Origin of the sequence: Bradyrhizobium sp. ma5, from assembly GCF_042258955.1 — a bacterium.
Taxonomy (GTDB): Bacteria; Pseudomonadota; Alphaproteobacteria; order Rhizobiales; family Xanthobacteraceae; genus Bradyrhizobium.
The window spans coordinates 6,968,497-6,993,192 of the sequence record NZ_CP170156.1 but is presented as its reverse complement, the minus strand read 5'-3'; the positions used below and the strand labels follow the sequence as shown (position 1 = coordinate 6,993,192).

Below are 24,696 nucleotides of genomic sequence, written 5' to 3'. Positions count from 1 at the left end.
TCCTCAATTGGTTGCCTGTGGTCCCTTGCGGTCCCCGAAACGCGACGCTATAAGCCGGCCTCTTAGTCGGAGTGTGGCTCAGCCCGGTAGAGCACTGCGTTCGGGACGCAGGGGTCGCAGGTTCGAATCCTGCCACTCCGACCATCTTTCCAAGCACTTATAGTTTCTGCGTTTTTTGTGCGCAATGAAATGCGCAACGATTTGAGGCGCGGCAGCCATGTTGGTCGAGTTTCGGACCCAAGTCCTTGAGGTCGGCGAACCGTGAAACAGGGCCGCTAGGACTTTGCGCTGCTCGGAACCGGACACGGGGCAATTGGGGAGTGCAAGGGAAACGGCCCCTGGCGCGACGTTGCGCGGGACATCGCCAAGCACTACACGTCCTCCCTTCGGACCTTGAGCGGATTATCAGCCGCCATCAAAGCACGAATAACTCGCGGCGAGTAGTGCTCAGCTCAGCGCCTTCCCCCGAACGCTTCCGCCGCCTCTTCCTGAAAATCCGGGTGGTGATGGCCGTAGTTGGCCTCTAATTGCTCAACTGTCATTCCGAGCCAGCCGGCAGCCTCCCACATGTCAACGCCCGCCTGCATCAGCCACGTCGCTGCTGTGTGACGCAATGAGTGCCGAACGACATCATCGCCCAGCCCGGCATCCTCCAGAATACCTTCCCAAGCCGATCTGATCTTTCCGGCAAGCGGCTGGCCGTCGTGCATGCGATTCACGACAAACCGTATCTGCTCACCGTCTCTTATCACCCCTGAGGCGCGGAGTTCTGCAGACCGAGCCTGGTCGATCCTGTACCAACGAACCAAGTGGGGACGTAGGCGGTTCGCGATCCTTGCTGGCGGTCGCCGCTTCTTGGTCGATCGCTCCCGTGCTCCCTTACCCTGATAGACCATTGCGTCCAGGTTCATCCACGGATGGGTCGTTGTTGGCAGCCACTGAGTGCGCCGGATAGTCTCTTCTCGACGAGCGCTGTAGATGCCAATCAAACAGAAGCGCACCGCGGGATAGCGACGACGAATGATCCACCGTTCTCGGCGCACGAGTGTGCCATCGTCTCTGCGCTTCCACCTCTCCTGCTCGGTATCCCAAACGTAACCGATTGCTGCTCCGAGCAGGCGTGCGGCCTCGTTACGAGTCAGCCAGCGATGTCGTCCTTCAGCTTTGGGAGGAAGAGTGATTTTTGGAACGACGCTGAGCGTGTGTTCGGCGTGGTAGGCGTTCACCGCAGCGCGTAGATCTTCGAGCCGGCGCCGTGCGGTTTGATCGGAGACGACTGCGTTCCGTGGCGAGATGCCGGCTCTCCTATTGTTGTCGTTCGCAGTGCCGGTAGACCAATCGACAAAATCGCGACAAAGCTGTGCTTTGAGCTCACTGACAGTTCTATCTCCAAAGAAGCTATTGAGATCGAGCAGGCGAATGAGAAGGAGGTCATGTTGCGCCCATGGGCGTTCGTCGCCCTCGTCCTTGGGCCGCTTTGAGATTTCGTAGGCTGTAAGAACGTCGGCTATCGCGAGGACACTCGGATCAGTGGCCCCAATAGTGCTGGTATGTCGCTCGCTGATGTAGGTCTCGAGCGCCTTCGCCGCTCCATCAACGTTGTCGCGGCTGCAGCCTGTGCGGATTTGCCGACCACGATCGAGGATGATCCAGGTTGCATCGTCCTCTCTAAACCAGAGTCGTGGCGGCTTGGCTTTGCGGCCCGGCATGACGGCTTCACTAATTTGCGGATTGCGCGAGGTGTCGTCAGATCCTTGCCCGCCACTTTGACGATTTCAAGAGTCCCCACGGCCGCAGCCCTGCGCAGCGATGACAATGTCAGCGGACCGTGCGGAAAAAACACAGCGGTAGCCTCAAAAAGGGTCATTGCTTCGTCCTCATCCCATTGGGCGGGATGGGGCCGCGCCTTCGCGCGGGCGAGCTTGTCGATCTTGCGCTTTGACATGTGTTGGGCAAGGTACTCATGAGTTGGCGAGGCCTTCGGCTCGGCCGCAAGGTCCAGGGTATGCGAAATCTATTCTCGGAAAGCTTCACTGTTTGGCTAGCGCGGCAATCGGCGGCTGCGGAGTACAAATCGGACTGTTTGAGCCGCTTAATCAGTGAGTCACAGGAGTACCGACCGGCGGAGCGTCGCTGTGTCCCATGCCCGGCGGATCGGGGCGATCACGTGCAATCAGGAAGCGAGCAGGGGAATCGGAATTGGTGCGACGAGGACGGAAAGCCGTGCAGCAGCAGTGGTTTCACCGGATCTCCGGCCTCGCGGTAGGATATCTTCCTCCCGCGACGTCGGCATATCGGTACGACACTTGGCCGGCCGTCGCTGCGGTCGCGAACGACCAAAGAGCGAACGAAACGAAGACCGTCCGTGTCTTGAGTGGGATCGACATCGACATCTGCGGCCTCGCATCATCCGGGGGCTTGGCGAGCCTGGTATTCCGCAACGCGTCCGCGGCCGGTCACCGCACGGTAGTTATCGTCGACGGATAAGTGATATTCGGATCGAGGATGTGTTCGCCGGCAAAATCGGCGTTGCTCGGCGGCTGTGAGGAGACGGTCAAGTCACGATGCAAACGTCTCCGCCGATCGGCCACCCAGTCTTTTTCGCCATACCGGGTAAGGACACCATTAGACGGCTGGGTTCCGGTATTAGTTTTAAGACATATTTTGAGTTTGTGGGGTAAAACTAATATTCGCGCGATATTGCGTATAACTCATACTTCGCATATATCTTCTAAAACTCATAAAGGAGGGGTCCCATGATTTTGAAGACAGTCAACGATTTGGGACTGGCCATGAGACAGGTCCGTCAGGATCGGAACCTGACCCAGAAGCAGCTCGCCGCCAAGCTCGGAACCAATCAGGAATGGATCTCCCAGTTCGAAACGGGCCGCCTTGAGAATCCAAGCCTCGGGACGGTGCTCAAGGCGATGGCCATTCTGGGGGTGGATCTGAGCATGGACAGCTTTCCAAAGTCCGTTCGAGACGAGCCCTTGGACACCGGTGACCTCGCGCTCGACGAGCCAAGCTTCCTCAAAGGACCCGGCCGATGAGCAAATTCCTGAATGTCCTGATGGGCGGCGTCCCAATCGGTCGCCTTGAGCAGATGGATAGCGGCGTACTCGGCCTCGAGTATGCCGACCGCTGGCTCGTGGCGGATAGGATCCAAATTCCGCTCTCTATGTCCCTGCCTCTCGCCGCCAAGAAGCACTCAGGCGCCAAGGTGGCCAACCATCTCTGGAATCTGCTTCCGGACAATGACCAGACTCTGCAGAAGTGGGGGCAGATCTACGGCGTATCGCCGAACAGCGCGTTCGCTCTACTGTCCAAGGTCGGAGAGGACTGCGCGGGCGCGATCCAGATCGTTACCGACGAATGGATGGCTGCCAATGCCGACTCCGCCGGTGAGGTCCAGTGGATCGACGAAGCGGAGGTCGGAAACCGCCTCAAGCGCCTGCGCGAGGAGAGGACGTGGACGGGACGCCGCGACAGCGACCGGGGGCACTTTAGTCTCGCCGGCGCGCAGCCAAAGATGGCCTTGCTGTTCGACGGAAAGAGGTGGGGTGTACCGAGCGGCCGCCGCGCGACCACGCACATCCTCAAGCCGCCCATGCCTCATCTCCGAGGCACGACCGAGAACGAATACGCATGCCTGCGTCTGGCGAGCAGCGTAGGAATCATGTCAGCCGAAGTGAAGGTCGGAAAATTCGGTGAAGAGGTCGCGGTTGTCGTCACCAGATACGACCGCGAGATCGGCACCGACGGCGTGGTCCGACGATTTCACCAGGAAGACATGTGCCAGGCGCTCGGTGTGCATCCCGCCACGAAGTACCAGAGCGATGGCGGTCCCTCGATCGAGCAGATCTCCAACGAAGTGCTGCGTTATGCCACCGATCCCGAGGCGGACAAGGCGAAGTTCGCCGAGATGATCGCGTTCAACTTCTTGGTGCTCGGTACCGACGCCCACGCGAAGAACTTCTCGGTCGTCCATCTTCCGGGGCGGAGGATGTATCTCGCGCCGATGTACGACGTCCTGAGCTTCGTACCCTACGACGACAACGAACATGAGCGGCGCAGGCTGCGGATGGCGATGAAGATCGGTGGTTACTACAAGTTTTCCGAAATCGAGCCGCGGCATTGGGAGCGCCAGGCGAAGCTTATGCAAATGGATCCCGACGAGATGATCGCGCGGTTGGTCGCACTCGCCGAGCAGATACCGGACGCGCTGAGCGACGTCGTGAAGGAAGCGCGGGACGGCGGACTGAAGGAACCGGTGCTCGATGCGATGCTGCACGGCATTTCGGTACGCTGCGAGGCAATCGTGAAACAATACGGAGCGACCGCCGCGCCGGCACCGTGACCTGCGTTGCTCTTTTGCGGTTGCCGCCCGAAGTCCCCGATGGGCGAGGCGCCCTCTTCGAGGCCATTGTCGCCGTCGTCCGGCACCAGGATATCGCAGGTCCTTAGCCAAGCCAAAGACCGTCCGGAGTCATCAAGATCACGGCAGAGTGATCGGCGGACAAGGGTTATTTTTTGTGTGCCCCTATTGTGCCCCAGCTATTTCGGGGCACCCGCGAAGGGAGCTGCGTCGATAACCGCTTGATTTATTTAGATTAATGGTGGACGCACAAGGGATCGAACCTTGGACCTCTCCCGTGTGAAGGGAACGCTCTCCCGCTGAGCTATGCGTCCGGGATCTGACGTACCAAGGGCCGTTGCCGGCCGATCGAAAATGGGCGCTTCGTCAGAGCGTGCGATTTACGAAGTGCCGGGTAGGGGTGTCAAGCCAAACCCTGCGGGAATCAGGCGCCTTGCTGACGGGCGCGGGAGGCGTGTGACTGCAATGCCCGGATGCGCTCGGCGAGCGTGCCGCCGCCTTCGGGCATCCCGCTGCCCGGCGGGACGCCATTTGCGACACCGTTGGCGGGCTTGGCGGCCGCCTTGGCCGGCACGGTCGGCTCCGCCGCCAGCATCGCCTCGATCGCCGAATTGGGGCCCTCGAGCTGGATCGCGAGCTTGGCCACCTCCGCGGCGATGTCGTTGATGCGCTCGCGCAGCAGTGCGTTCTCCATCCGCTCGGTCGCCCAGGAGCTCTCGGCCTGCTGCTGGATCGCGTTGATGTCGCGCTGCAGCTTGCCGCGATCGTCGCGGGCGATGCGCAGCTGCTCCTCGACGGCGGCCTTCTCCTGGCGCAGCTTCTCGAGCACGGACGATTTGCCGCCGCTTGTCGCAGCGACCTCCTCGCGCAGCTCCTGCAGCGTCCGCTCGGCGGCGGCGTTGGCCTGCTTGAGCTGGCCGTTCTCGAACTCGCGCTCGGCGAGCAGTTTGCCCTGGGTCGCAAGCCGGGTCTCGAGGTCGGTGACGCGGTTGCCGAGCATCTCGGCTTCCTTGACCTGGGCGATCAGCTGGCGGTCGAGATCGGTGACCCGCTGGCTCAGATTCTCGACCCGTCCGCGCGCGTCGGTGAGATCGCGCGTTGCGATCTCCGACTGGCTGCGCTCCTGGGCGAGGCGGGCCTCGGTTGCCGCGAACTCCCTGGCGGCATCGCCGACACGGTTCTTCAACTCCTCGACCTGGGTCCGCACCGCGACCAGTTCGACCTGGCGGCTGTCCGCCGTCATCGCGCGATCGCTGAGCTCGGCGTTGATCTTGCCAAGCTCGCTTTGCTTGTCGGTCAGCGCCTGCTCGGCGTTGCGCAACAGCTCGGTCTTGGCGGAAAACTCTTCCTCGGTGGCGCGAAGCTGCTCCTTCATCGCCTTCTCGCGCGCTTCCTGTGCGAAGATCGCGGCGTTCTTCTCGCCCAACTCGATCTTCATGCGGTTGATCGCATCGGTCTTCTTGCCGAGCTCGGCGAGCTGGCTCGTGGTCTTGCTCTTGAGCTGGTCGACGCTCATCTCGAGCCGGCGGGCCGACATAGCGAACTCGGCGCGGAGCTGGTCCTTGTCGGCCTGGATCTCGGCCATCGACAGCGGGGTCGCCGCCTCCATGCGGCGCGTGGTCAGTCGCACCGCCCGGTTATGCACCAGCGGAACGATCATCAGGCCACACAGCATCGAGATCAGGAAACCGATCGCCGCGTACATGATCGGCTCGATCATGAAGGGTCACTCCAAAGAAAGCAGAAGGAAAGAAGGATTTGTTAATCACAATGCCACGGCGGGCCGGCCAAAGGCCAGCCCGTTCGCCGCGTTAACCTGAATCGCTAACCGTCCCGGAGCGCCCGGCGCAATCACCCGATCGGCGCGGCGACCTAGAACGGGTTCCAGGTCGCGCGCGGGGTGAATTTGAGATAGCCGACGCTGGCACCGAGCCGCAGGCCGATGCCCGAGCGAATCGGGACCAGCACGATGTTGTTGGCGGTCAGCGCCGTCATGCCGAAGCCGCCGACGATGTAGGCCGAGCCGTCGATGCCGACGAAGCGCTGATAGATCGCCTGCGTCGAGGGCAGGTTGTAGACCAGCGTCATGGTGCGGGCGCCGTCGCCGCCCCAGTCGAATCCGACCGAAGGCCCCTGCCAATAGACCCGGAGGTCGCCGGCGTTCTTGGTGTAGAGCGTGCCTTCGCCATAGCGCAGCCCGGCCACGAAAGCACCGGAGCCTTCCTCGCCGAGCACATAGCCGTTGGGCAGGCCCCATTGGCTCACCGCGCGCTCGATCACCGAGGCGAGCCCGCGCGAGACATTGCCGAAGAACTTGTGTCCGGCGCCGACCAACTCGTCTGGCCCGTAAGTATACGGTGTCGGTTCACGCTGCGGCGGCGGATATTGCGGTGGTGGGCCCTGCTGCGCGGACGCCCCTGCGCTCCAGCACATCAGCGCGGCGAACGCGACCGCGGCAAGGCGTGATGCGAAAGTCATAAAGAACCCCTGCTATCGAAATCCGGGCGTTGCCCTTTAACCTGATGCCAACAGGCACGGCTCTAGGTTGCGCCCAGTGTCCCCTCGACTCGGATGTTATCGGTATCAACTATGACGGCACAACGGCAGGAAAGATATGGATCGTGCCGGGGCATGGCCTTTTTCGGCCTGTTGGCGGGCATTTTGACGGCCATCGGGCCCTCTTTGCCGGTTCAGGCCACGACGACCGAGCGCGTGGTGACGAACCGCTACTCGGGCCTTGCGATCGAGGGATTCGATCCCGTCGCCTATTTCACCGATGCCGCCGCCACCCAGGGGCGGCCGGAATACGAGGCCGCCGACAGCGGCGCGGTCTGGCGCTTCCGCAACGAGGGCAACCGCGCTTCGTTCGTCGCGCATCCTGAAATCTATGGCCCGCAGTTTGGCGGCTACGATCCGACCGATCTGGTGCGCGGCGTGACCTGCGCCGGCAATCCGCGATTCTGGGCCGTCGTCGGCAACAGGCTTTATCTGTTCAACCGGGAACATAGCCGTGATGCCTTCGCCGCCGATCCCGCGCGCTTCCTGAAGGAAGCCGCGGCGCGGTGGCCGGAGCTGGAAGAAAGTCTCGCGCAGTAATCACGCCGCTGCGGCCGGGTCGCCCCACGCGATGAATTCCAGCACCAGAAAGTCTTCGCGGCCCAACCCAAAATGCAATGGGCGCCCGTTCGAATCGGTCACCTTGCCGCCGGCGGCAACGACGACCGCGTGACCGGCCGCCACATCCCATTCTGATGTCGGCGAGAGGCGGGGATAGATATCGACCTCGCCCTCTGCGACACGGCCGAACTTGACGGCCGAGCCCAGCACGGCGCGGACCGCGCCGCCGCGTTCGTCGATGAAGGCTTCGGTGCGCGCATCGCCATGTGAGCGGCTGACCGCAACGGTCCAGGGCGCGCCGCGTGGCGGGCAGGGACGACTCTTGATCGGCACCGCCTGCGAAACCGCGCCATTCTGCAGCGTCAATCGCTCCGCGCCCTTGCCGACGATGCCGCGCCAGATCAGCCCCAGCGCGGGCGCACCGACGATGCCGAGCAGTGGCACACCCTGCGTGACCAGCGCCACATTGACGGTGAACTCGTTGCGGCCGGCAACGAACTCCTTGGTGCCGTCGAGCGGATCGATTAGGAAGAAACTGTCCTTGTAGGGCGGCGTCGCCAGATGGACGCGCTCCTCCGACAGCAGCGACACATGCGGCGTCAGCCGCGTCAGCCCTTCGACGATGATGTGGTCGGCGGCGAGATCGGCCTCGGTGACCGGCGATCCGTCGCTCTTGCCGGTGACGTTCATGCCGGATCGGTTGACCGCAAGGATAGCCTCGCCGGCCTGGATCACCAGTTCGGTCAGCGATTCGAGCAGCGTGGCGGCAGCTTCGCAGCCGATCAGGGACGGCTGTGCCTTATTCATGGGCGGGTCTCATATCCTGTTTGTATTCTCTGAGATCACGATGCGATGCAAGGCATCGCATCGCGATCTCATCCCCTTGTTTGAGCATGATCTTTTCGGAAAACCGGTTTCCGCTGTTCCGGATCATGCTTTATCAGTCCCGCCGCAAGCTGGCAGCATCCGTCTGAGCGGTGTATCAAGCCCACAGGCATGCGTGATTCGCACTCCTCCCGCGGCGTGCGGCTTTCCAGGAAACAATTGATGTCTGGCACTTCGTCTCCCGGTCCCGCTCCCGATGCACTCGAACTCGCGGCGCTGTTGTGCTCGCGGGTCTGTCACGATCTCATCAGCCCGGTCGGCGCGATCGTCAATGGACTTGAGGTCCTTGACGACAATCCCAAGCCCGAAGACCGCGAGTTCGCGCTCGATCTGATCCGCAAGAGCGCCAAGACCGCTTCGGCGCGGCTGCAGTTCTGCCGGCTGGCGTTCGGTGCCGCGGGTTCCTCCGGCGCGCAGATCGACCTCGGCGATGCCCAGAACATGGCGAAGGGGCATATCGAGGACGGCAAGGTGACGCTGACCTGGAATTTGCCGCGGCTGCTGCTGCCCAAGAACCGGGTCAAGCTGCTGTTGAACATGCTGGTCATCGCGCAGCAGACCATCCCGCGCGGCGGCACGCTCACCATCGATCCGGTTGGCGAGGGTGAGACGATGAGCTTCCGCATCCTGGCCGCGGGCCTCCATGCGCGGGTGCCGCAGAACATCGTCGACCTGCTCAATGCAAGCTCGTCGAACACGGTCGATGCACATGCCGTGCAGCCGCATTACACGCGGCTCTTGGCTGATGCCTGCGGGTTGAAAGTGACGCTCGCGCTCGACGGCGACAAGGTCATTATCCTGGCGTCCTGAACGCGGCCGCGGGAACATCATTAAGCAAAGGTTACGACCGGCCGCGCGATTCGATCGTGCGGTCTTATCTCTTTGTTGATCCCGTTCTTTTCCAATTACTCAACCAAACTTAAACGCTTTGCGGAGAAGCTGACCTAAGTTCCGGCCGGCGCGTCGATGTCGCGCGCCGCAGCGTTTCGGCGTTTTTCGAAGGTTGGTTTCATGGACGATCTGTTGCGCGAGTTCCTGACGGAGAGCAGCGAGAGCCTGGATACGGTCGACAACCAGCTGGTGCAGTTCGAGCAGGATCCGAACAACGCGAAGATCCTGGACAACATTTTCCGGCTTGTGCACACCATCAAGGGCACCTGCGGCTTCCTCGGGCTGCCGCGGCTGGAAGCGCTTGCGCATGCCGGCGAGACTCTGATGGGCAAGTTCCGCGACGGCATGCCGGTGAAGGCGGAAGCCGTGACGCTGATCCTGTCCTCGATCGACCGCATCAAGGAGATCCTTGGCGGGCTCGAGGCGACCGAGGCCGAGCCTGAAGGCAACGACCGCGACCTGATCGATCAGCTCGAGGCGATGGTCGAGCACGGCATGGCCGCGATGGCTGCCGGCGAGACTGCTGCTGAAGATATGCCTGTCGTTGAATCTCCATCCGTGCAGGCGGCAATGACCGAAGGCACGCTGGTGGTGCAGACGCTGGAGCGTCCGCTGCGTCCGGGCGAGGTCTCGCTCGACGAGCTCGAGCGCGCCTTCCGCGAGACCGAGATTGAAGCCGCCGCGCCCGTACCCGTTGCCAAGCCCGCTGCTGCTGCTGCGCCCGCAGCCGAGCCGGCCGAGGCTGCAAAGAAGCCGGCCCGCAAGGCCGCCGCCGAGGATGTTGTCCAGGAAGGCGACAAGATCGCCAACCAGTCGATCCGGGTCAATGTCGATACCCTCGAACACCTCATGACCATGGTCTCCGAGCTGGTGCTGACCCGCAACCAGCTGCTCGAGATATCCAGGCGCAACGAGGACACCGAGTTCAAGGTGCCGCTGCAGCGGCTCTCCAACGTCACCGCCGAGCTGCAGGAAGGCGTCATGAAGACGCGCATGCAGCCGATCGGCAATGCCTGGCAGAAGCTGCCGCGCATCGTCCGCGACCTCTCCGGCGAACTCGGCAAGCAGATCGAGCTGGAGATGCACGGCGCCGACACCGAGCTCGACCGCCAGGTGCTCGACCTGATCAAGGATCCGTTGACGCACATGGTGCGCAACTCCGCCGATCATGGCCTGGAGACCACCGCCGAGCGGGTTGCCAGCGGCAAGCCCGAGCAGGGCACCATTCGCCTCTCCGCCTATCACGAAGGCGGCCACATCATCATTTGCATCGCCGACAATGGCCGCGGGCTCAACACCGAGCGGATCAAGGCCAAGGCGCTCCAGAACGGTCTCGTCACCGAGGCTGAACTGGAGAAGATGACCGAGGCCCAGATCCACAAGTTCATCTTCGCGCCGGGCTTCTCGACCGCAGCGCAAGTGACCTCGGTGTCCGGCCGCGGCGTCGGCATGGACGTGGTGCGCACCAATATCGACCAGATCGGCGGCACCATCGACATCAAGAGCGTGGCCGGCGAGGGCGCCTCGGTCACCATCAAGATCCCGCTGACCCTTGCGATCGTCTCCGCCTTGATCGTGGAAGCCGGCGGCGACCGCTTTGCGATCCCCCAATTGTCCGTGGTCGAGCTGGTGCGGGCCCGCGCCAACTCCGAGCACCGCATCGAGCGGATCAAGGACACCGCGGTCTTGCGGCTGCGCAACAAGCTGCTGCCGCTGATCCATCTCAAGAAGCTGCTCAAGATCGACGACGGCGCGACCTCGGATGCCGAGAACAGCTTCATCGTGGTGACGCAGGTCGGCAGCCAGACCTTCGGCATCGTGGTCGACGGCGTGTTCCACACCGAGGAGATCGTGGTCAAACCGATGTCGACCAAGCTGCGGCACATCGACATGTTCTCCGGCAACACCATCCTGGGCGATGGCGCGGTCATCATGATCATCGACCCCAACGGCATTGCAAAAGCGCTCGGCGCTTCCGGCTCCTCGGCCCATGACATGGCCGACGACAATGCCGCGGCGCATGCCTCGAGCGGCGAGCAGCTGACCTCGCTTTTGGTGTTCCGCGCCGGTTCCTCGCAGCCCAAGGCGGTGCCGCTCGGCCTCGTCACGCGGCTCGAGGAGATCGCAACCGACAAGATCGAGCTCTCGAACGGCCGCTACATGGTGCAGTACCGCGAGCAGCTGATGCCGCTGGTGCAGATGATAGGCGTCGAGGTGCAGACCCAGGGCGCGCAGCCGATCCTGGTGTTCGCCGACGACGGCCGCTCGATGGGGCTCGTGGTCGACGAGATCATCGACATCGTCGAGGAGCGGCTCAACATCGAGGTCGCGGGCAGCCAGGACGGCATTCTGGGTTCGGCCGTGATCAAGGGCCAGGCCACCGAGGTGATCGACGTCGGCCACTTCCTGCCGATGGCGTTCGCCGACTGGTTCTCGCGCAAGGAGATGCGGCCGTCGGCCTCGGCGCAGTCGGTGCTGCTGGTCGACGACAGCGCGTTCTTCCGCAACATGCTGGCGCCGGTGCTCAAGGCCGCCGGCTACAAGGTGCGGACCGCGCCGAATGCGCAGGAAGGGCTCGCCGCGCTGCGTTCCGGTCAGGCCTTCGACGTCGTGCTGACCGACATCGAGATGCCCGAGATGAACGGCTTTGAGTTCGCCGAGAACATCCGCAGTGACCACAACCTCGTCGGACTGCCGATCATCGCGCTGTCGGCGATGGTGTCGCCGGCGGCGATCGAGCGCGGCCGGCAGGCCGGCTTCCACGACTACGTTGCCAAGTTCGACCGTCCCGGGCTGATCGCGGCGCTGAAAGAGCAGACCGCCGAACTGCGCCGCGCCGCGTGACCGGATCCAAGGAAACGAATTGATGACCAGCAAGACCGAGACCAGTGAAGGCGCGATGGCCGAATACGTCACCGCCGTGATCGGCGGAGAGCTGTTCGGCCTGCCGATCTCGCGGGTGCAGGACGTGTTCATGCCGGAGCGGCTGACGCGGGTGCCGCTGGCCTCCAGCGAGATCGCCGGCGTGCTCAATCTGCGCGGCCGCATCGTCACCGTGGTCGACATGCGCGCCCGGCTCGGCCTGCCGAAGGCCGACGACGGCAAGCCGCCGATGGCAGTCGGCGTCGACCAGCGCGGCGAATCCTATGGCCTCTTGATCGACCAGATCGGCGAGGTGTTGCGGCTGTCCGACGACAGCCGCCAGGACAACCCGGTCAACCTCGATCCCCGCATGGCCCGGCTCGCCGGCGGCGTTCACCGCCTCGACGGACAGCTCATGGTCGTCCTCGATGTCGATCGCGTGCTCGAACTGGTGCCTGATGCCAAAGCGGCCTGAGACGGGCCGACAGAATCGAAGAACTGAAACATCCCACCGGGGATGAGGAAGTAGAGGTCGCAAATGAGAACGTGTCTTGTTGTCGATGACTCAAGCGTCATTCGCAAAGTCGCCCGCCGTATCCTGGAAGGGCTCGATTTCCAGATCGTCGAGGCCGAGGACGGCGCCAAGGCGCTCGAGGCCTGCAAGCGCGCGATGCCCGAGGCCGTGCTGCTCGACTGGAACATGCCTGTCATGGACGGCTACGAGTTCCTCGGCAATCTCCGCCGCATGCCCGGCGGCGATCAGCCCAAGGTCGTGTTCTGCACCACCGAGAATGACGTCGCGCATATCGCACGCGCGCTGCATGCCGGTGCCAACGAATACATCATGAAGCCGTTCGACCGGGACATCGTCACCGCGAAGTTCCAGGAAGTCGGTTTGATCTAACTCTACGTTCGATCCGGCGGCAGAAGCCTTCGGCTCAACGGTTGTTGTGCGTCGTGTTGCGTTGCTGGTGAAGTCATGAGTGTTGCGTTGACAAGTGCTGCGGTCCCGACATCGACCCGTTCCGACAAGGTGCGGGTGATGGTCGTCGACGATTCCGTGGTCATCCGAGGGATGATCTCGCGCTGGATCGGCGCCGAGCCCGACATGGAGGTCGTGGCCTCGCTGCGCACCGGCCTCGACGCCGTCAACCAGCTCGAGCGCTTCAACCCCGATGTTGCGGTGCTCGATATCGAGATGCCCGACCTCGACGGCATCTCGGCGCTGCCGCAGCTCTTGGCGAAGAAACGCGACCTCGTCATCATCATGGCCTCGACGCTGACCCGCCGCAACGCGGAGATCAGCCTGAAGGCGTTGTCGCTCGGCGCGTCCGACTACATTCCGAAGCCGGAGAGCACGCGCGAGCCGACCGCCGCGGAAACCTTCCGCCACGACCTGATCCAGAAGATCCGTCATCTCGGCGCCAAGGCGCGGCGCAGCCCGGTGCATACGACGACGAGCCCGCCGCTCGCGCCCGGGCACGACAAGCCGCGCACGGGGCTGGCCCCCGCAGCAGCGCCCGCGGCGCCCGCCCAGATCACGCGCCGTTCGTTCGGCCTGCTGCAGCCGAAGGTGCTGCTGATCGGCTCCTCCACCGGTGGCCCGCAGGCGTTGATGTCGCTGGTCGCAGAGATCGGCCCGGTGATCGATCGCGTCCCGGTGCTGATCACCCAGCACATGCCGCCGACCTTCACCACCATTCTCGCCGAGCATCTGGCGCGCACCAGCAAGCGGCCGGCGCATGAGGGGATCGACGGCGAGAGCATCAGGCCGGGTCAGATCTATCTGGCGCCGGGCGGACGCCACATGCGGATCGTCCGCCACGGCATCGATGCCACGATCGCGCTCGACGACGGGCCGCCGGTCAATTTCTGCAAGCCCGCGGTGGATCCGATGTTCACCTCCGCGATCGACGTCTGGCAGGGCAGCATCATGTCGGTGATCCTGACCGGCATGGGCTCCGACGGCATGCGCGGCGGCAAGGACATCGTCGCCGCCGGCGGCAGCGTGATCGCCCAGGACGAAGCGAGCAGCGTGGTGTGGGGCATGCCTGGTGCTGCGGTCAATGCCGGCATCTGCGCCGCCGTACTGCCGCTCAACCAGATCGCATCGAAGCTTGTTCGCGTGTTTGCGGGAGACCGTTCGTGACGCCGCTGGACTACGAGTATCTGCGTAAGCTGCTGAAGGAACGTTCCGGCCTCGATCTGTCGGCCGACAAGCAATATCTCGTCGAGAGCCGCCTGCTGCCCCTGGCGCGCCGGTCGAACCTCGCCGGCATTCCCGAGCTCGTCCAGAAGATGAAGGGCGGCGCCGAGATGCTGACGTCGGAGGTGGTCGAGGCGATGACCACCAACGAGACCTTCTTCTTTCGCGACAAGATCCCGTTCGATCATCTGAAGGACGCGGTGCTGCCGGCGCTGGCGCAGGCGCGCGCCGCGCGCCGCAGCCTGCGCGTCTGGTGCGCGGCCTCGTCGACCGGGCAGGAGCCCTATTCGATCGCGATGCTGCTGAAGGAAATGACCGCGCTGTTCACCGGCTGGCGCATCGAGATCATCGCCACCGACCTGTCGCAGGCAGTACTGGAAAAGTCCAAGGCCGGCCTGTTCAGCCAGTTCGAGGTGCAGCGCGGCCTGCCGATCCAGCTGCTGGTCAAGCACTTCGTGCAGAAGGGCGAGCTCTGGCAGCTCAACGCCGATATCCGCGGCATGGTGCAGCACCGCCAGCTCAATCTGCTGCAGGACATTTCGCATCTCGGCACCTTCGACGTGATCTTCTGCCGCAACGTGCTGATCTATTTCGATCAGCAGACCAAGGCAGGCATCTTCGGCAAGATCTCCCGGATGCTCGAGCCCGACGGCGTGCTGGCGCTTGGTGCGGCGGAATCCGTGGTCGGCATCACCAATCTGTTCAGGCCCTATCCCGACCGCCGCGGGCTCTATCAGCCCAGCACCGCGCCAGTCGCGCGCGCCGGCGCCGCGCATGTGCTGAAGGCGGTCGCGTCCGCTGCGCGGTGAGCTGGATTTTCCGACATACCAGCGCGATGCTGCCAATACCGTCATCCTGAGGAGCGCGTAGCGCGTCTCGAAGGATGAACGGCCACCGGCCGGGCCGTCGATCCTTCGAGACGCCGCTGCGCGGCTCCTCAGGATGACGGGACGAGGGCTGTGATCGTCTCGACGACTCTGAGTTACAAAATCGCGTGCGGCAGGAAGCGCGATGTGTTGCTGGTGATCGGGTTCTCGTCCTCGCGGATCGACAGCCCGCACGGCGTGCCGTCGACCAGCCAGCTGCCGAGCACGGGGTACTGCCCGGAGAAATTCGGCAGCGGTGCGAGGGCCTGCCGGATGAAGCCCTCGGCGCCGTAGGGACCTTCTTCCGCGACCAGCGTGATGCCGGCGCTGACCAGTTCGACATTGGCGCCCTCGCGCGAATAGATCGGCTTGCGGACGAACGAGGTGCCGAGCTGCGCGGCCTGCGGGTCGTCCTCGAAATAGGCCGGCAGCAAATTGGGGTGGTTCGGGAACAGCTCCCACAACAGCGGCAGGATGCCCTTGTTGGACAGGATCGCCTTCCAGGGCGGCTCGATCCATTGCGTCGGCGCCGTCGCGAGGTTTTTGCCGAACGCGTCGTGAAACATCCACTCCCATGGATAGAGCTTGAACGCGAGCGCGATCGGGCTTTCGTCGAGGTCGACGAACTGGCCGTCGCTGCGCAGCCCGATCTGTTCGATGTCGAGCAGCGTGGTCTTCAGCCCGGCCTGCGCCGCGGTGTCCTCGAGATAGGCGAGCGTGCCGGCGTCCTCGGCATTGCCGGTCAGCCCGGTGAGATGCAGCGGCTGGGTCGCGCCGATCGTCTTCCAGGCTTCGATCAGCGCCTCGTGGATCGAGTTGAACTGGTCGGCGCGTTTCGGGATGATGTTGCGTTCGATCGCCTGTTCGAGCCAGGTCCATTGAAATACCGCCGCCTCGAAGATCGAGGTCGGCGTGTCGGCATTGTATTCGAGCAGCTTGGCCGGGCCGCTGCCGCTGAATTTGAGGTCGAGCCGGCCGTAGAGGCTCGGCTCCTTGCGGCGCCAGCTCGCCGCGATCAGGTCCCAGAACGCTTCCGGTATCTTCAGCCGGCGCAGATATTGTTCATCCTTGAGCACGCGCCCGGCGAGCTCGAGGCACATCGCGTCGATCTCGCCGGTCGGCGCCTCGATATCGCGCTCGATCTCGTCGAGCGTGAAGGCGTAATAGGCGCGCTCGTCCCAGTAGCGTTCGCCGTCGATGGTGTGGAAAGTGAATCCGGCGCTTTCGGCGGTTGCCTGCCAATCGTCGCGCTCGGAACATGCGATGCGTTGCATGAAGGGGTCCGTGATCTTCAGACGATGCGTGTCAGCTCGGTGTCAGCCGCCGCTATGTGCGTTGTCGTAGCGGGCAATGGTGCGTGGCGTGCCGCCGAAGCCACCGGAGGGTGATAACTGCTCGGGCTTCCGCTTGGCTTTGTGCCCGGCATGGTGATGACTGCGGGCCTGGCTTGGCGACAGGCCCATCGAGGCTGCGCCGATCGCGACGCTTCCCATCATTTTCAGCCAGACCCGTCGCGAGCGTTTCATGGACGCGATCCTTGCCTTCTGCGTAGCCGCGCCGAGTGTCCATCAGCGCCGATCGCCGGGCAAGCGAAAGCGCATGACGACACGGCAAAGTGCGTGTCAGCCACCGCCGAAGCCGAACGCATGCGCGAACGAGCCGAAGCCGCCGCGGCTGACCGACGAGCTTGACGATGAACTCGACGAGGATGAAGAGCCGCCGGACGAGGAGCTACTGCTGTAGAAGCTGCTGCGCGACGAGCCGCCGCCACCGCCGCCGCCCGACCCCGACGACGAACCGCGCGGCGCGCAATCGGCGCCGGGTTGCAGGGGGGCCGGCGCGGTCACGCCCGGAGGCGGTGGCGGGACGGGCTGGCAATTCTGCCGCGGCATCACCGCGTAGGCGCCGCCGCCGACCGCGAGCGTGCCCATCATCAGCAGCGCGACATGATTGGAGCGCTTGGAAGGCGGCTCCGGCCGCGTCGCCACCGCCGGCACGCTTGGCCGCCGCTTGCCGAATTCCGGGTTTGGTTTGCGCGCCATGGTTCGGCTCAATGGCTCAGTAGATCATGCAAGCTGCGTTCAGCGCGCCTGCGGCCAGCGAGGACAGCCCGAGCCAGATCGCGGCCGCCATTTCACCGGAGGCGATCCGCGCCGACAGGTTCGGCACCGGGATCTTGACGATGTAATAGACGATGATCTGCACGATCAGCGCGATGATGCTCCAGATCAGGCAGTCCACCACATTGGCGGAATGGGCGATGGCGCTGACCACCGGCAGCACGAAGCCGAGCAGGCTCAAGCCGAGCGCGATCGCCGCCGCCGGATCGTTGTCGCGGATCAGCTGGAATTCGTCGTGCGGGGTGACGCGGGTGTAGACGAAGAGGTAGGCGACCACGGCGATCAGCGCCGTGCAGAAATAGACCAAGAACGCCGGCAGGCCGGCGAGGGATTGCAGGATCATGTGATGCGCCCGAACAGCCCTAGATCGTCATCCTATAGCTGATTGGTCGCGGTTCGCGAAGCTTCGGTTCGATCTGAGCTGTGGGCTCCGGTGGCCGCGGACGGCCGGTGGAAAATTGCTGCGCGGCGGTGTGAGCCGCTTCACAGCGGCCTTCGCGATAGCCGTCTATACGGTATGCAACCAGAAGTGCATGTCGCGAATGGGTTCGATGATCCCGATGACGACCAGTTTTGGCAACGACATCCTGCCGATGTTTCGACCGGGCGACGTCGCCTGCATGACCCCAAAGGGCGTTCGGCTCGGCGACGCCGACTGGATCTGCGACCCGGCCGGCAATGACGACTTTGCCGATCACGCCAACGCACGCCGCGTCTTCGCTGCGCTGTCATCCGGCTTCATGCCACCCGGTCACCGATGGTCGCAGGACGCGCTCGATACCTATGCGAGCTGGATGGGGGACGGATTCCAACCTTGAACCCCAACCTTGAACCCGATGTGGAGAGCAAGATGAGAAGGTCGATCGACACGCTGCTCGTCTGTGGTCTGCTTGTGCTTCCCGCGCTTCCGGCCGCGGCGCAATCGCCGCTGAATCCGGCGATGACCGCGCCCGATCAGGTCGCCTGGCAGCTCTTCATTCAGGCCAACACCCGCGCCGGCGGCAGCAATTCGACGTTCGAGACCTGGGCGAGCGATACCGATCTGTTCCAGCCCAATCCGCAGTTCCCGGCGGCTCCGACGCCGCCGTCGTTGCGCCCGCCGATCCTGCCGCAGGTGGCACGGGAAGGCGTGCAGCAGAGCGGCGGATTGCTGCCGGCGCTGCCACCGGGCGCCGCGCAGGGGCAGATGGAGGAGACGCGTCACAACAAGCCGACGTTTGATTTCATCGTCCAGAACAACCTCTACAAGCTGTCGGGCGTGAAAGCCGCCTTCGGCAAGGCGCTGTCGTTCCCGGTCGATTCCATCGAGGTGAAGGGGAATTGGCTGCCGGTCAGCGACATTCCGCAATTCACCAACAACAAGGTGACGCTGGCGCAGGTGCCGCAACTTTATCACGTCAACAGCGCGGCCGGTGTGCAGTACGCCCTGGTCTCGATGCATGTGATCAGCAAGCAGGTGCCGAACTGGACCTGGGCGACATTCGAGCACCGGTTCAATCCGGGCCGTTGCGACATCATCGGCTGCCGCGATAATTTCGGCGCGCAGACCGCGTTCGTGCCGTCGAACCGGACCGCCGGCCAGGGCTATCCGGATTGCGTGAAGACGGCTGCGCTGACGACGATGCTGTCGAGCGCGGACATCGATCCGGTCTACAACAATTACTGCCTGAAAGGGTCCCAGGTGGATTTCGTCGACAATGTCGGGCTCGACATCAGGGTCGGCAATTCCGTCACCGAGGACGGCTTCGTCGCGACGTCGTCCTGCATTACCTGCCACGGCCGCGCGGCCTTCAAGGCGGACGGCACGCCGGCGTCGCAGGCGGGATTCCTGTCGTTCGGTCCGAACGGCCCGGTTGCTCCGCTCGGGCCGCTGCTGCCCGAATGGTACTGGAAGTTCGCGGGCCAGCCGCCGATCTTCGAAGGCAAGCCCGGTCTCACCCGCATCGCGACCTCGGCCGACTTCGTGTGGTCGATCCCGTTCTGCGCCTACGACGATACACAGAATCCGGCGCAGCCGAGCCCATGCGCCGGAAAGTGAGACCGCACTGATGGCGGGCACCTCCGAGCGCAGGGTTCCGCTTGCCGGCAGCAACCGCGCCGCGCCTGTTGGCGCGACGCTGGTCGGCGACGTCGATCCTGACGAGCGGATCCCCATCGTGGTCTATGTGAAGCGGCGCACCCCCGACAAGTTTGCGCCGGGCAGCGCCGGTGATTTGGCTCGGCTCGCCGCGCCGATCACGCGGCACCAGCTCGCGACCCAGCGCCATCGCAGCCATGCCCGCGCCATCGCCCGCGTGGTGCGGCTGGCGGCGGAGCGGGGCTTGACCGTCGGCCGTAGCGATCCCGTCGCGCGCACAGTCGAGCTGGCAGGCACCGCGCGGCAGATGGCCGAGATCTTCGGCGCGACGCTTCGCACCTACCGCGACGGCGCGCGTGCGTTTCGCGCCCGCGTCGGCGGCTTGACGGTGCCGGCCGAGATCGCGCCATGGACCCGCGCCATTCTCGGCTTCGATCAGCGGCCGCTGCGGCCCAGGACGCCGCTGGTGCAGGCCCAGGCTGAGCCGGGCGATGGCAATGGGCTGTGGCCGACCGACATCGCGGCGCTCTACGGTATTCCGCTGGATCGCGACGTGTCGTCGATCTGCGTCGGCATCATCGCGCTCGGCGGCGGCTATCTCGCCAGCGATCTCGCCATGGCGGTCGCCGGCATGAACCGGCCGCCGCCGGTTGTCGTCAACGTGCCGCCGACCGGCAATGATGGCAGCTTCGGCAGCAACGATGTCGCCGATCAGGAGATCGCGCTCGATCTCCAGGTGCTCGCCGGTCTGCTGCCGAAGGGCAAGATCGTGGTCTACTTTGCCGAGAACTCCGCCGCCGGTCTGACCGACGCGATCCATCAGGCGGTGTTCGATGAAGAGCATGCGCCGCAGGTGGTCTCCGTCAGCTGGGGCAGCGCCGAGAAATACTGGACCGAGCCGGGCCGCGACGCGATGCAGGCGGTGCTGGCCGATGCCGCGCGGCTACGCGTCAGCGTGCTGTTCGCCTCTGGCGATCAGCTCGCGACGAGCGGCCTGACCGACGGCAATCTCCATGTCTGGTTTCCCGCCTCGAGCCCTTATGCGACGAGCTGCGGCGGCACCCAGCCCGTGCTTGCTGCGGGGAATGGGTCGGCTGCAGCGGAGGCGGTGTGGAACGCCGGCGCGATCGGCACCGGCGGCGGTATCAGCGACGCGTTTCCGGTCCCCGATTATCAGTCGCATTTGACGCTGCCGAAGTCGCAGAACGACGGCGCTATCAGGCGCGGTGTCCCTGACGTCGCCTGCGCGGCCGCGGCGAGCCCGGGCTACCGCATCATCGTCAACGGAGAGGCGATGGCGATGAGCGGGACCAGTGCCGCGACGCCGCTATGGGCCGCTCTGGTCGCGATTGCGATCGCCGCGCGCGGCGAGCAGATCGGCTTGCTCAACGCCGCGCTTTATTCCAACCCCGGCGCTTTCCGTGTGGTCGTGCAGGGCAACAACCGCGTCGGCGGCAAGGGCTACGATGCGGGCCCGGGCTGGAGCGCCTGCACCGGGCTCGGCGTTCCGAAGGGCGCGGATCTGCTCGCCGCTTTGACCGCGATCCCGGTGGCGTAACTTCCCAAACAAAAACCCCGCCATTTGCGGCGGGGTCCAGGAGGTTAGCTGCAGAAGCGAAGCGTCAGGCGGGAATGCGTTCGTCGGCCTCGTGCGGCTCGCGCAGCACGTAGCCACGGCCCCACACGGTCTCGATGAAATTGCGGCCTTCGGAGGCGTTGGCGAGCTTCTTGCGGAGCTTGCAGATGAAGACGTCGATAATCTTCAGCTCCGGCTCATCCATGCCGCCGTAGAGATGGTTGAGGAACATTTCCTTGGTGAGCGTGGTGCCCTTGCGGAGCGAGAGCAGCTCCAGCATCTGGTATTCCTTGCCGGTGAGGTGCACGCGCTGACCGCCGACCTCAACCGTCTTGGTGTCCAGATTGACCACGAGATCGCCGGTCTGGATGACCGACTGGGCGTGACCCTTGGAGCGGCGCACGATCGCGTGGATGCGGGCGACCAGCTCGTCCTTGTGGAAGGGTTTGGTCATGTAGTCGTCGGCGCCGACGCCGAGACCCTTGACCTTGTCCTCGATGCCGGCGAGGCCGGAGAGGATCAGAATGGGAGTCTTGATCTTCGAAACCCGGAGCTGCTTGAGCACGTCGTAGCCGGACATGTCGGGCAGGTTCAGGTCGAGCAGGATGATGTCGTAGTCGTAAAGCTTGCCGAGATCGACGCCTTCTTCACCGAGATCCGTCGTATAGACGTTGAAACTCTCGGATTTGAGCATCAATTCGATCGACTGCGCGACGGCGCTATCATCTTCAATCAGCAAAACGCGCATGCCAGTCCCCTATAGTCGCCGCTCCGGGCGTCAGGTCGGCCGCACTTGCGGCACTCAAAACGCCTTTGAACAACTGATTCGGATCCTGACGAGATATGGTTAACAAAAACTGATTCATCGACGCAAGCTCTAACCGTGCAATTTTTGTCGAATCGCCCTAAGATATTGCGTAGAAGAAGCTTTTCCTAACCGCGCTCGTTCAGTTTCCACATTAAGAGCCGGGCCTAACCGACTCTCGCGACTCGCCCTTCTTCTGATGGGCGAGCGACCTCAGTCACCAAAGACAGTGACGCAATGATTAATGATGCGGGTAAACACGAAGTTAAGCGGCCGGCGCAAAATTGCCGAAACTTAAGGTTTTCGCAATGAAGGCGCTCGCGGAGCAGATCGGGGACATCGACGGCGTCAATATTTATGGCCGTGTGGTCGGCGTCCGCGGGCTCATGGTCGAGATCGCCGGCCCGATTCACGCGATGTCGGTCGGCGCCCGCATCGTGATCGACGTCGGCGCCGGCCGCTTCATCCCGGCCGAGGTGATCGGCTTCTCCGGCGAGAACGCGGTGGTGATGCCGTTCGGCGGGCTCGAGGGCGTCCGGCGCGGGTGCCGCGCGGTGATCGCCAATGCGGCAAGCCAGGTGCGGCCGTCGCCGGCCTGGCTCGGCCGCGTCGTCAACGCGATGGGCGAACCGATCGACGGCAAGGGGCCGCTGCAGCAGGGCGCCTCGCCGATGTCTTACCGCAACTCGCCGCCGCCGGCGCATTCGCGCAAGCGGGTCGGTGCGCCGCTCGACCTCGGTGTGCGCGGTCTCAATACCTTCCTGACCTGCTGCCGCGGCCAACGGCTCGGCATCTTCGCCGGTTCCGGCGTCGGCAAGTCGGTGCTGCTGTCGATGCTGGCGCGCAATGTCGATGCCGCGATCTCGGTGATCGGGCTGATCGGCGAACGCGGCCGCGAGGTGCAGGAATTCCTCCAGGAGGATCTCGGCGAGGAGGGGCTGGCGCGCTCGGTCGTGGTGGTCGCCACATCGGACGAGCCGGCGCTGATGCGGCGCCAGGCGGCCTATCTGACGCTCGCCATCGCCGAGTATTTCCGCGACGAGGACCGGGACGTGCTGTGCCTGATGGACTCGGTGACGCGCTTTGCGATGGCGCAGCGCGAGATCGGCCTCTCGGCAGGCGAGCCGCCGACCGCCAAGGGCTACACGCCGACCGTGTTCACCGAATTGCCGAAGCTGTTGGAACGGGCAGGGCCGGGCACCAGCGTCGGCACCATCACCGCGATCTTCACCGTGCTGGTCGATGGCGACGATCACAATGAGCCGATCGCGGACGCGGTGCGCGGCATCCTCGATGGCCATATTGTGATGCAGCGTGCGATCGCCGAGCGCGGCCGCTATCCCGCGGTCAACATCCTCAAATCGGTCTCGCGCACCATGCCGCGGTCCGCCGACCCCGACTTCCTGCCCTTCATCAACAAGGCGCGGCAGGTGATGGCGACCTATGCCGACATGGAGGAACTGATCCGGCTCGGCGCCTACCGGCCGGGTTCCAGCCCGGAGGTCGACGAGGCGATCCGGCTGCACGAGCCCTTGGAAAGCTTCCTGCGCCAGGCCAAGGACGAGGCCACGAGCCTGGGCGACGGCTACCGCCAACTCGCTCAAATCCTGTCGGGTTTGGAAACGGAACGCTAACTTTGTCAGGCCATCATCCCCGGCACACCATAGCTATGCCGGCGGGGCCCAGGGGGGAGCCGGTTCTGTCCCGCGTTCAGAATTGGGACTTCTGGGGAGTATGAGTCGATGAAGTCACGTGAAACGCTGATCCGCCTGAAGAAGTTTCAGGTCGATGAAAAGCGCCGTCGGGTTACCCAGATCGAGGGCATGATCGCGGACTTCCAGCGCATGTCCGTCGAGCTCGAGCGCGAGATCCAGACCGAGCAGGAGCGCGCCGGGATCAATGATCCCTCGCACTTCGCCTATCCGACCTACGCCAAGGCCGCGATCCAGCGCCGCGAAAACCTGACCCGTTCGGCCGACGAGCTGCGTGCCCAGCTCGACGACGCCAAGGCGTTGCTGTCGGAAGCATTCGAGGAACTGAAGAAGGTCGAGCTGCTCGACGAGCGCGACCAGGCGCGCGAACGCGCGGAGGAGAGCGCCCGCGAGCAAGCCGACATGGATTCGATCGGCCTGATGCGGGCCCGTCTCGGCGTCATCGCCTGATACTTCGCTCCCTCCGCTGACCAGATTGAGAGCCCGGGCCGATCGCCCGGGCTTTTTGTTGAGCGCTGTCCACAAGCCGGCCGCTCGTCGGCCACTTGGCGGATCGTGCTGTCCCAAAATATGCTACCACCGGTGCAGACCAGATGATGATCGGCGGCGCGGTGGCAATGGGGCGATTGGGGGATGCAGGCTTGGAGGGCGCTGAATGCTGACGCCGGCTGAGCTCGTCTGGCTGATCGCCGCCGTCGCGAAGGGGGATCAGGCCGCCTTTGAGCGGCTGTACGCCGCGACCCGCTCGAAACTCTTTGGCGTCGTACTCCGTATCTTGCGGCGTCAGGACCTCGCCGAGGAGGTCATTCAGGAGGCTTACGTCAAGATCTGGAACAGCGCGGGGCAGTTCAACCCGGCCCTGTCGTCCCCGATCACGTGGATGGCGTCGATCGCGCGCAACCGCGCCATCGATGTCGTGCGCAAGCGAGGCGAAACCTCGCTGGAAGATGAGCCTGCGGCGATGGAAGTCGCCGCCGACTCGCCCGATCCGCTGGCGCGGCGGGAAATGACGGAAGAGTTGAAGCGGTTGCTGGAGTGCGTCGGTCGTCTGGAGCCCGATCGTCAGAAGCTCGTGCTGCTCGCCTATTACAACGGCTGGAGCCGCGAGCAGCTCGCCGCAAAGTTCGAGACGCCGGTGAACACGGTGAAGACCTGGCTGCGCCGCAGCCTGATGGATATCCGGGAGTGTCTTGGACTCTGATTG

General features: G+C 64.1%; 24 protein-coding genes and 2 tRNA genes. 16 read left to right on the top strand and 10 right to left on the bottom strand.

The features are described from left to right. The first annotated feature begins 67 nt into the window (after positions 1–67). A tRNA-Pro gene (locus tag ACE103_RS32950) sits at positions 68–144 on the top strand. A 308-nt stretch (positions 145–452) separates the two neighbouring features. On the opposite strand, the gene ACE103_RS32945 is transcribed toward ACE103_RS32950, so the two are convergent. Further along, the gene (locus tag ACE103_RS32945; protein WP_375776431.1) at positions 453–1,709 is read right to left on the bottom strand and encodes a hypothetical protein; all 1,257 of its coding nucleotides are present in this window, start codon (positions 1,707–1,709) and stop codon (positions 453–455) included. A 1,047-nt stretch (positions 1,710–2,756) separates the two neighbouring features. On the opposite strand from ACE103_RS32945, the gene ACE103_RS32940 reads away from it, so the two are divergent. Next, positions 2,757–3,050, top strand: a complete 294-nt coding sequence (locus ACE103_RS32940) for a multiprotein-bridging factor 1 family protein (RefSeq protein ID WP_375776430.1) — start codon at positions 2,757–2,759, stop codon at positions 3,048–3,050. Continuing rightward, positions 3,047–4,357, top strand: a complete 1,311-nt coding sequence (locus ACE103_RS32935) for a type II toxin-antitoxin system HipA family toxin (protein WP_375776429.1) — start codon at positions 3,047–3,049, stop codon at positions 4,355–4,357. Before ACE103_RS32940 ends, ACE103_RS32935 begins: the two co-directional genes overlap by 4 nt. Positions 4,358–4,614: 257 nt before the next feature. On the opposite strand, the gene ACE103_RS32930 is transcribed toward ACE103_RS32935, so the two are convergent. The 3 genes from ACE103_RS32930 to ACE103_RS32920 all read right to left on the bottom strand — a co-directional run bounded on the left by ACE103_RS32930 (position 4,615) and on the right by ACE103_RS32920 (position 6,853). Beyond that, a tRNA-Val gene (locus tag ACE103_RS32930) sits at positions 4,615–4,689 on the bottom strand. Between the two features lie 110 nt (positions 4,690–4,799). Next, positions 4,800–6,095 carry a hypothetical protein gene (locus ACE103_RS32925; protein WP_375776428.1) on the bottom strand — a complete coding sequence of 432 codons (1,296 nt, stop codon included), beginning with the start codon at positions 6,093–6,095 and terminating at the stop codon, positions 4,800–4,802. A gap of 152 nt (positions 6,096–6,247) precedes the next feature. Further along, positions 6,248–6,853: a DUF1134 domain-containing protein gene (locus ACE103_RS32920; protein WP_223977581.1), complete on the bottom strand. Its 606-nt coding sequence runs from the start codon at positions 6,851–6,853 to the stop codon at positions 6,248–6,250. A 153-nt stretch (positions 6,854–7,006) separates the two neighbouring features. Here ACE103_RS32920 and ACE103_RS32915 point away from each other — a divergent pair, with 153 nt between their 5' ends. After that, complete coding sequence (locus tag ACE103_RS32915; protein WP_097677238.1) at positions 7,007–7,471, top strand: YHS domain-containing (seleno)protein; 465 nt, start codon at positions 7,007–7,009, stop codon at positions 7,469–7,471. On the opposite strand, the gene cysQ is transcribed toward ACE103_RS32915, so the two are convergent. Then, positions 7,472–8,299 (bottom strand): 3'(2'),5'-bisphosphate nucleotidase CysQ, encoded by an 828-nt coding sequence (gene cysQ, locus ACE103_RS32910; RefSeq protein ID WP_375776427.1) that lies wholly within the window; start codon positions 8,297–8,299, stop codon positions 7,472–7,474. It lies immediately after the preceding gene. A 240-nt stretch (positions 8,300–8,539) separates the two neighbouring features. Between cysQ and chpT the strand changes: the two genes are divergently transcribed. From chpT to ACE103_RS32880, 6 genes are all read left to right on the top strand, one after another. After that, positions 8,540–9,187, top strand: a complete 648-nt coding sequence (chpT, locus tag ACE103_RS32905; RefSeq protein ID WP_223977585.1) for a histidine phosphotransferase ChpT — start codon at positions 8,540–8,542, stop codon at positions 9,185–9,187. Between the two features lie 201 nt (positions 9,188–9,388). Beyond that, positions 9,389–12,112, top strand: coding sequence for a chemotaxis protein CheW (locus tag ACE103_RS32900; RefSeq protein WP_375776426.1), 2,724 nt, complete (start codon positions 9,389–9,391; stop codon positions 12,110–12,112). Positions 12,113–12,134: 22 nt separating this feature from the next. After that, the gene (locus ACE103_RS32895; protein WP_375776425.1) at positions 12,135–12,605 is read left to right on the top strand and encodes a chemotaxis protein CheW; all 471 of its coding nucleotides are present in this window, start codon (positions 12,135–12,137) and stop codon (positions 12,603–12,605) included. 63 nt (positions 12,606–12,668) lie between these two features. Next, positions 12,669–13,034: a PleD family two-component system response regulator gene (locus ACE103_RS32890; protein WP_018273268.1), complete on the top strand. Its 366-nt coding sequence runs from the start codon at positions 12,669–12,671 to the stop codon at positions 13,032–13,034. A 75-nt stretch (positions 13,035–13,109) separates the two neighbouring features. Further along, positions 13,110–14,279 carry a chemotaxis response regulator protein-glutamate methylesterase gene (locus ACE103_RS32885; protein WP_375776424.1) on the top strand — a complete coding sequence of 390 codons (1,170 nt, stop codon included), beginning with the start codon at positions 13,110–13,112 and terminating at the stop codon, positions 14,277–14,279. After that, a complete protein-coding gene (locus ACE103_RS32880) occupies positions 14,276–15,145 on the top strand; it encodes a CheR family methyltransferase (protein WP_375776423.1) in 870 nt (289 codons plus the stop codon). Before ACE103_RS32885 ends, ACE103_RS32880 begins: the two co-directional genes overlap by 4 nt. Positions 15,146–15,318: 173 nt before the next feature. Here the strand turns inward: ACE103_RS32880 and ACE103_RS32875 are convergent, their stop codons facing one another. The 4 genes from ACE103_RS32875 to ACE103_RS32860 all read right to left on the bottom strand — a co-directional run bounded on the left by ACE103_RS32875 (position 15,319) and on the right by ACE103_RS32860 (position 17,665). Then, the gene (locus ACE103_RS32875) at positions 15,319–16,476 is read right to left on the bottom strand and encodes a glutathionylspermidine synthase family protein (RefSeq protein ID WP_375776422.1); all 1,158 of its coding nucleotides are present in this window, start codon (positions 16,474–16,476) and stop codon (positions 15,319–15,321) included. Positions 16,477–16,518: 42 nt separating this feature from the next. After that, the gene (locus ACE103_RS32870) at positions 16,519–16,728 is read right to left on the bottom strand and encodes a hypothetical protein (RefSeq protein ID WP_223976697.1); all 210 of its coding nucleotides are present in this window, start codon (positions 16,726–16,728) and stop codon (positions 16,519–16,521) included. 96 nt (positions 16,729–16,824) lie between these two features. Next, positions 16,825–17,244: a hypothetical protein gene (locus ACE103_RS32865; RefSeq protein WP_223976699.1), complete on the bottom strand. Its 420-nt coding sequence runs from the start codon at positions 17,242–17,244 to the stop codon at positions 16,825–16,827. A 16-nt stretch (positions 17,245–17,260) separates the two neighbouring features. Continuing rightward, positions 17,261–17,665, bottom strand: coding sequence for a DUF350 domain-containing protein (locus ACE103_RS32860; protein ID WP_024583958.1), 405 nt, complete (start codon positions 17,663–17,665; stop codon positions 17,261–17,263). Between the two features lie 217 nt (positions 17,666–17,882). Here ACE103_RS32860 and ACE103_RS32855 point away from each other — a divergent pair, with 217 nt between their 5' ends. The 3 genes from ACE103_RS32855 to ACE103_RS32845 are packed head-to-tail and all read left to right on the top strand — an operon-like array spanning position 17,883 to position 20,957. Further along, a complete protein-coding gene (locus ACE103_RS32855) occupies positions 17,883–18,140 on the top strand; it encodes a hypothetical protein (RefSeq protein WP_223976701.1) in 258 nt (85 codons plus the stop codon). A gap of 32 nt (positions 18,141–18,172) precedes the next feature. Then, a complete protein-coding gene (locus ACE103_RS32850) occupies positions 18,173–19,360 on the top strand; it encodes a hypothetical protein (RefSeq protein ID WP_375776421.1) in 1,188 nt (395 codons plus the stop codon). Between the two features lie 10 nt (positions 19,361–19,370). Next, complete coding sequence (locus ACE103_RS32845) at positions 19,371–20,957, top strand: S8 family serine peptidase (protein WP_375776420.1); 1,587 nt, start codon at positions 19,371–19,373, stop codon at positions 20,955–20,957. Between the two features lie 64 nt (positions 20,958–21,021). Here ACE103_RS32845 and ctrA read toward each other — a convergent pair whose 3' ends face one another. Further along, on the bottom strand, positions 21,022–21,723 hold the full coding sequence (gene ctrA / locus ACE103_RS32840) for a response regulator transcription factor CtrA (protein WP_016848562.1): 702 nt from the start codon (positions 21,721–21,723) through the stop codon (positions 21,022–21,024). A gap of 365 nt (positions 21,724–22,088) precedes the next feature. On the opposite strand from ctrA, the gene fliI reads away from it, so the two are divergent. From fliI to ACE103_RS32825, 3 genes are all read left to right on the top strand, one after another. After that, positions 22,089–23,414: a flagellar protein export ATPase FliI gene (fliI, locus tag ACE103_RS32835; protein ID WP_375776419.1), complete on the top strand. Its 1,326-nt coding sequence runs from the start codon at positions 22,089–22,091 to the stop codon at positions 23,412–23,414. A gap of 108 nt (positions 23,415–23,522) precedes the next feature. Further along, entirely contained in the window at positions 23,523–23,942 is a 420-nt protein-coding gene (fliJ, locus tag ACE103_RS32830) for a flagellar export protein FliJ (protein WP_021081901.1), read from the top strand. 205 nt (positions 23,943–24,147) lie between these two features. After that, positions 24,148–24,693 carry a sigma-70 family RNA polymerase sigma factor gene (locus ACE103_RS32825; RefSeq protein WP_212316404.1) on the top strand — a complete coding sequence of 182 codons (546 nt, stop codon included), beginning with the start codon at positions 24,148–24,150 and terminating at the stop codon, positions 24,691–24,693. The last annotated feature ends 3 nt before the right edge of the window (positions 24,694–24,696 follow it).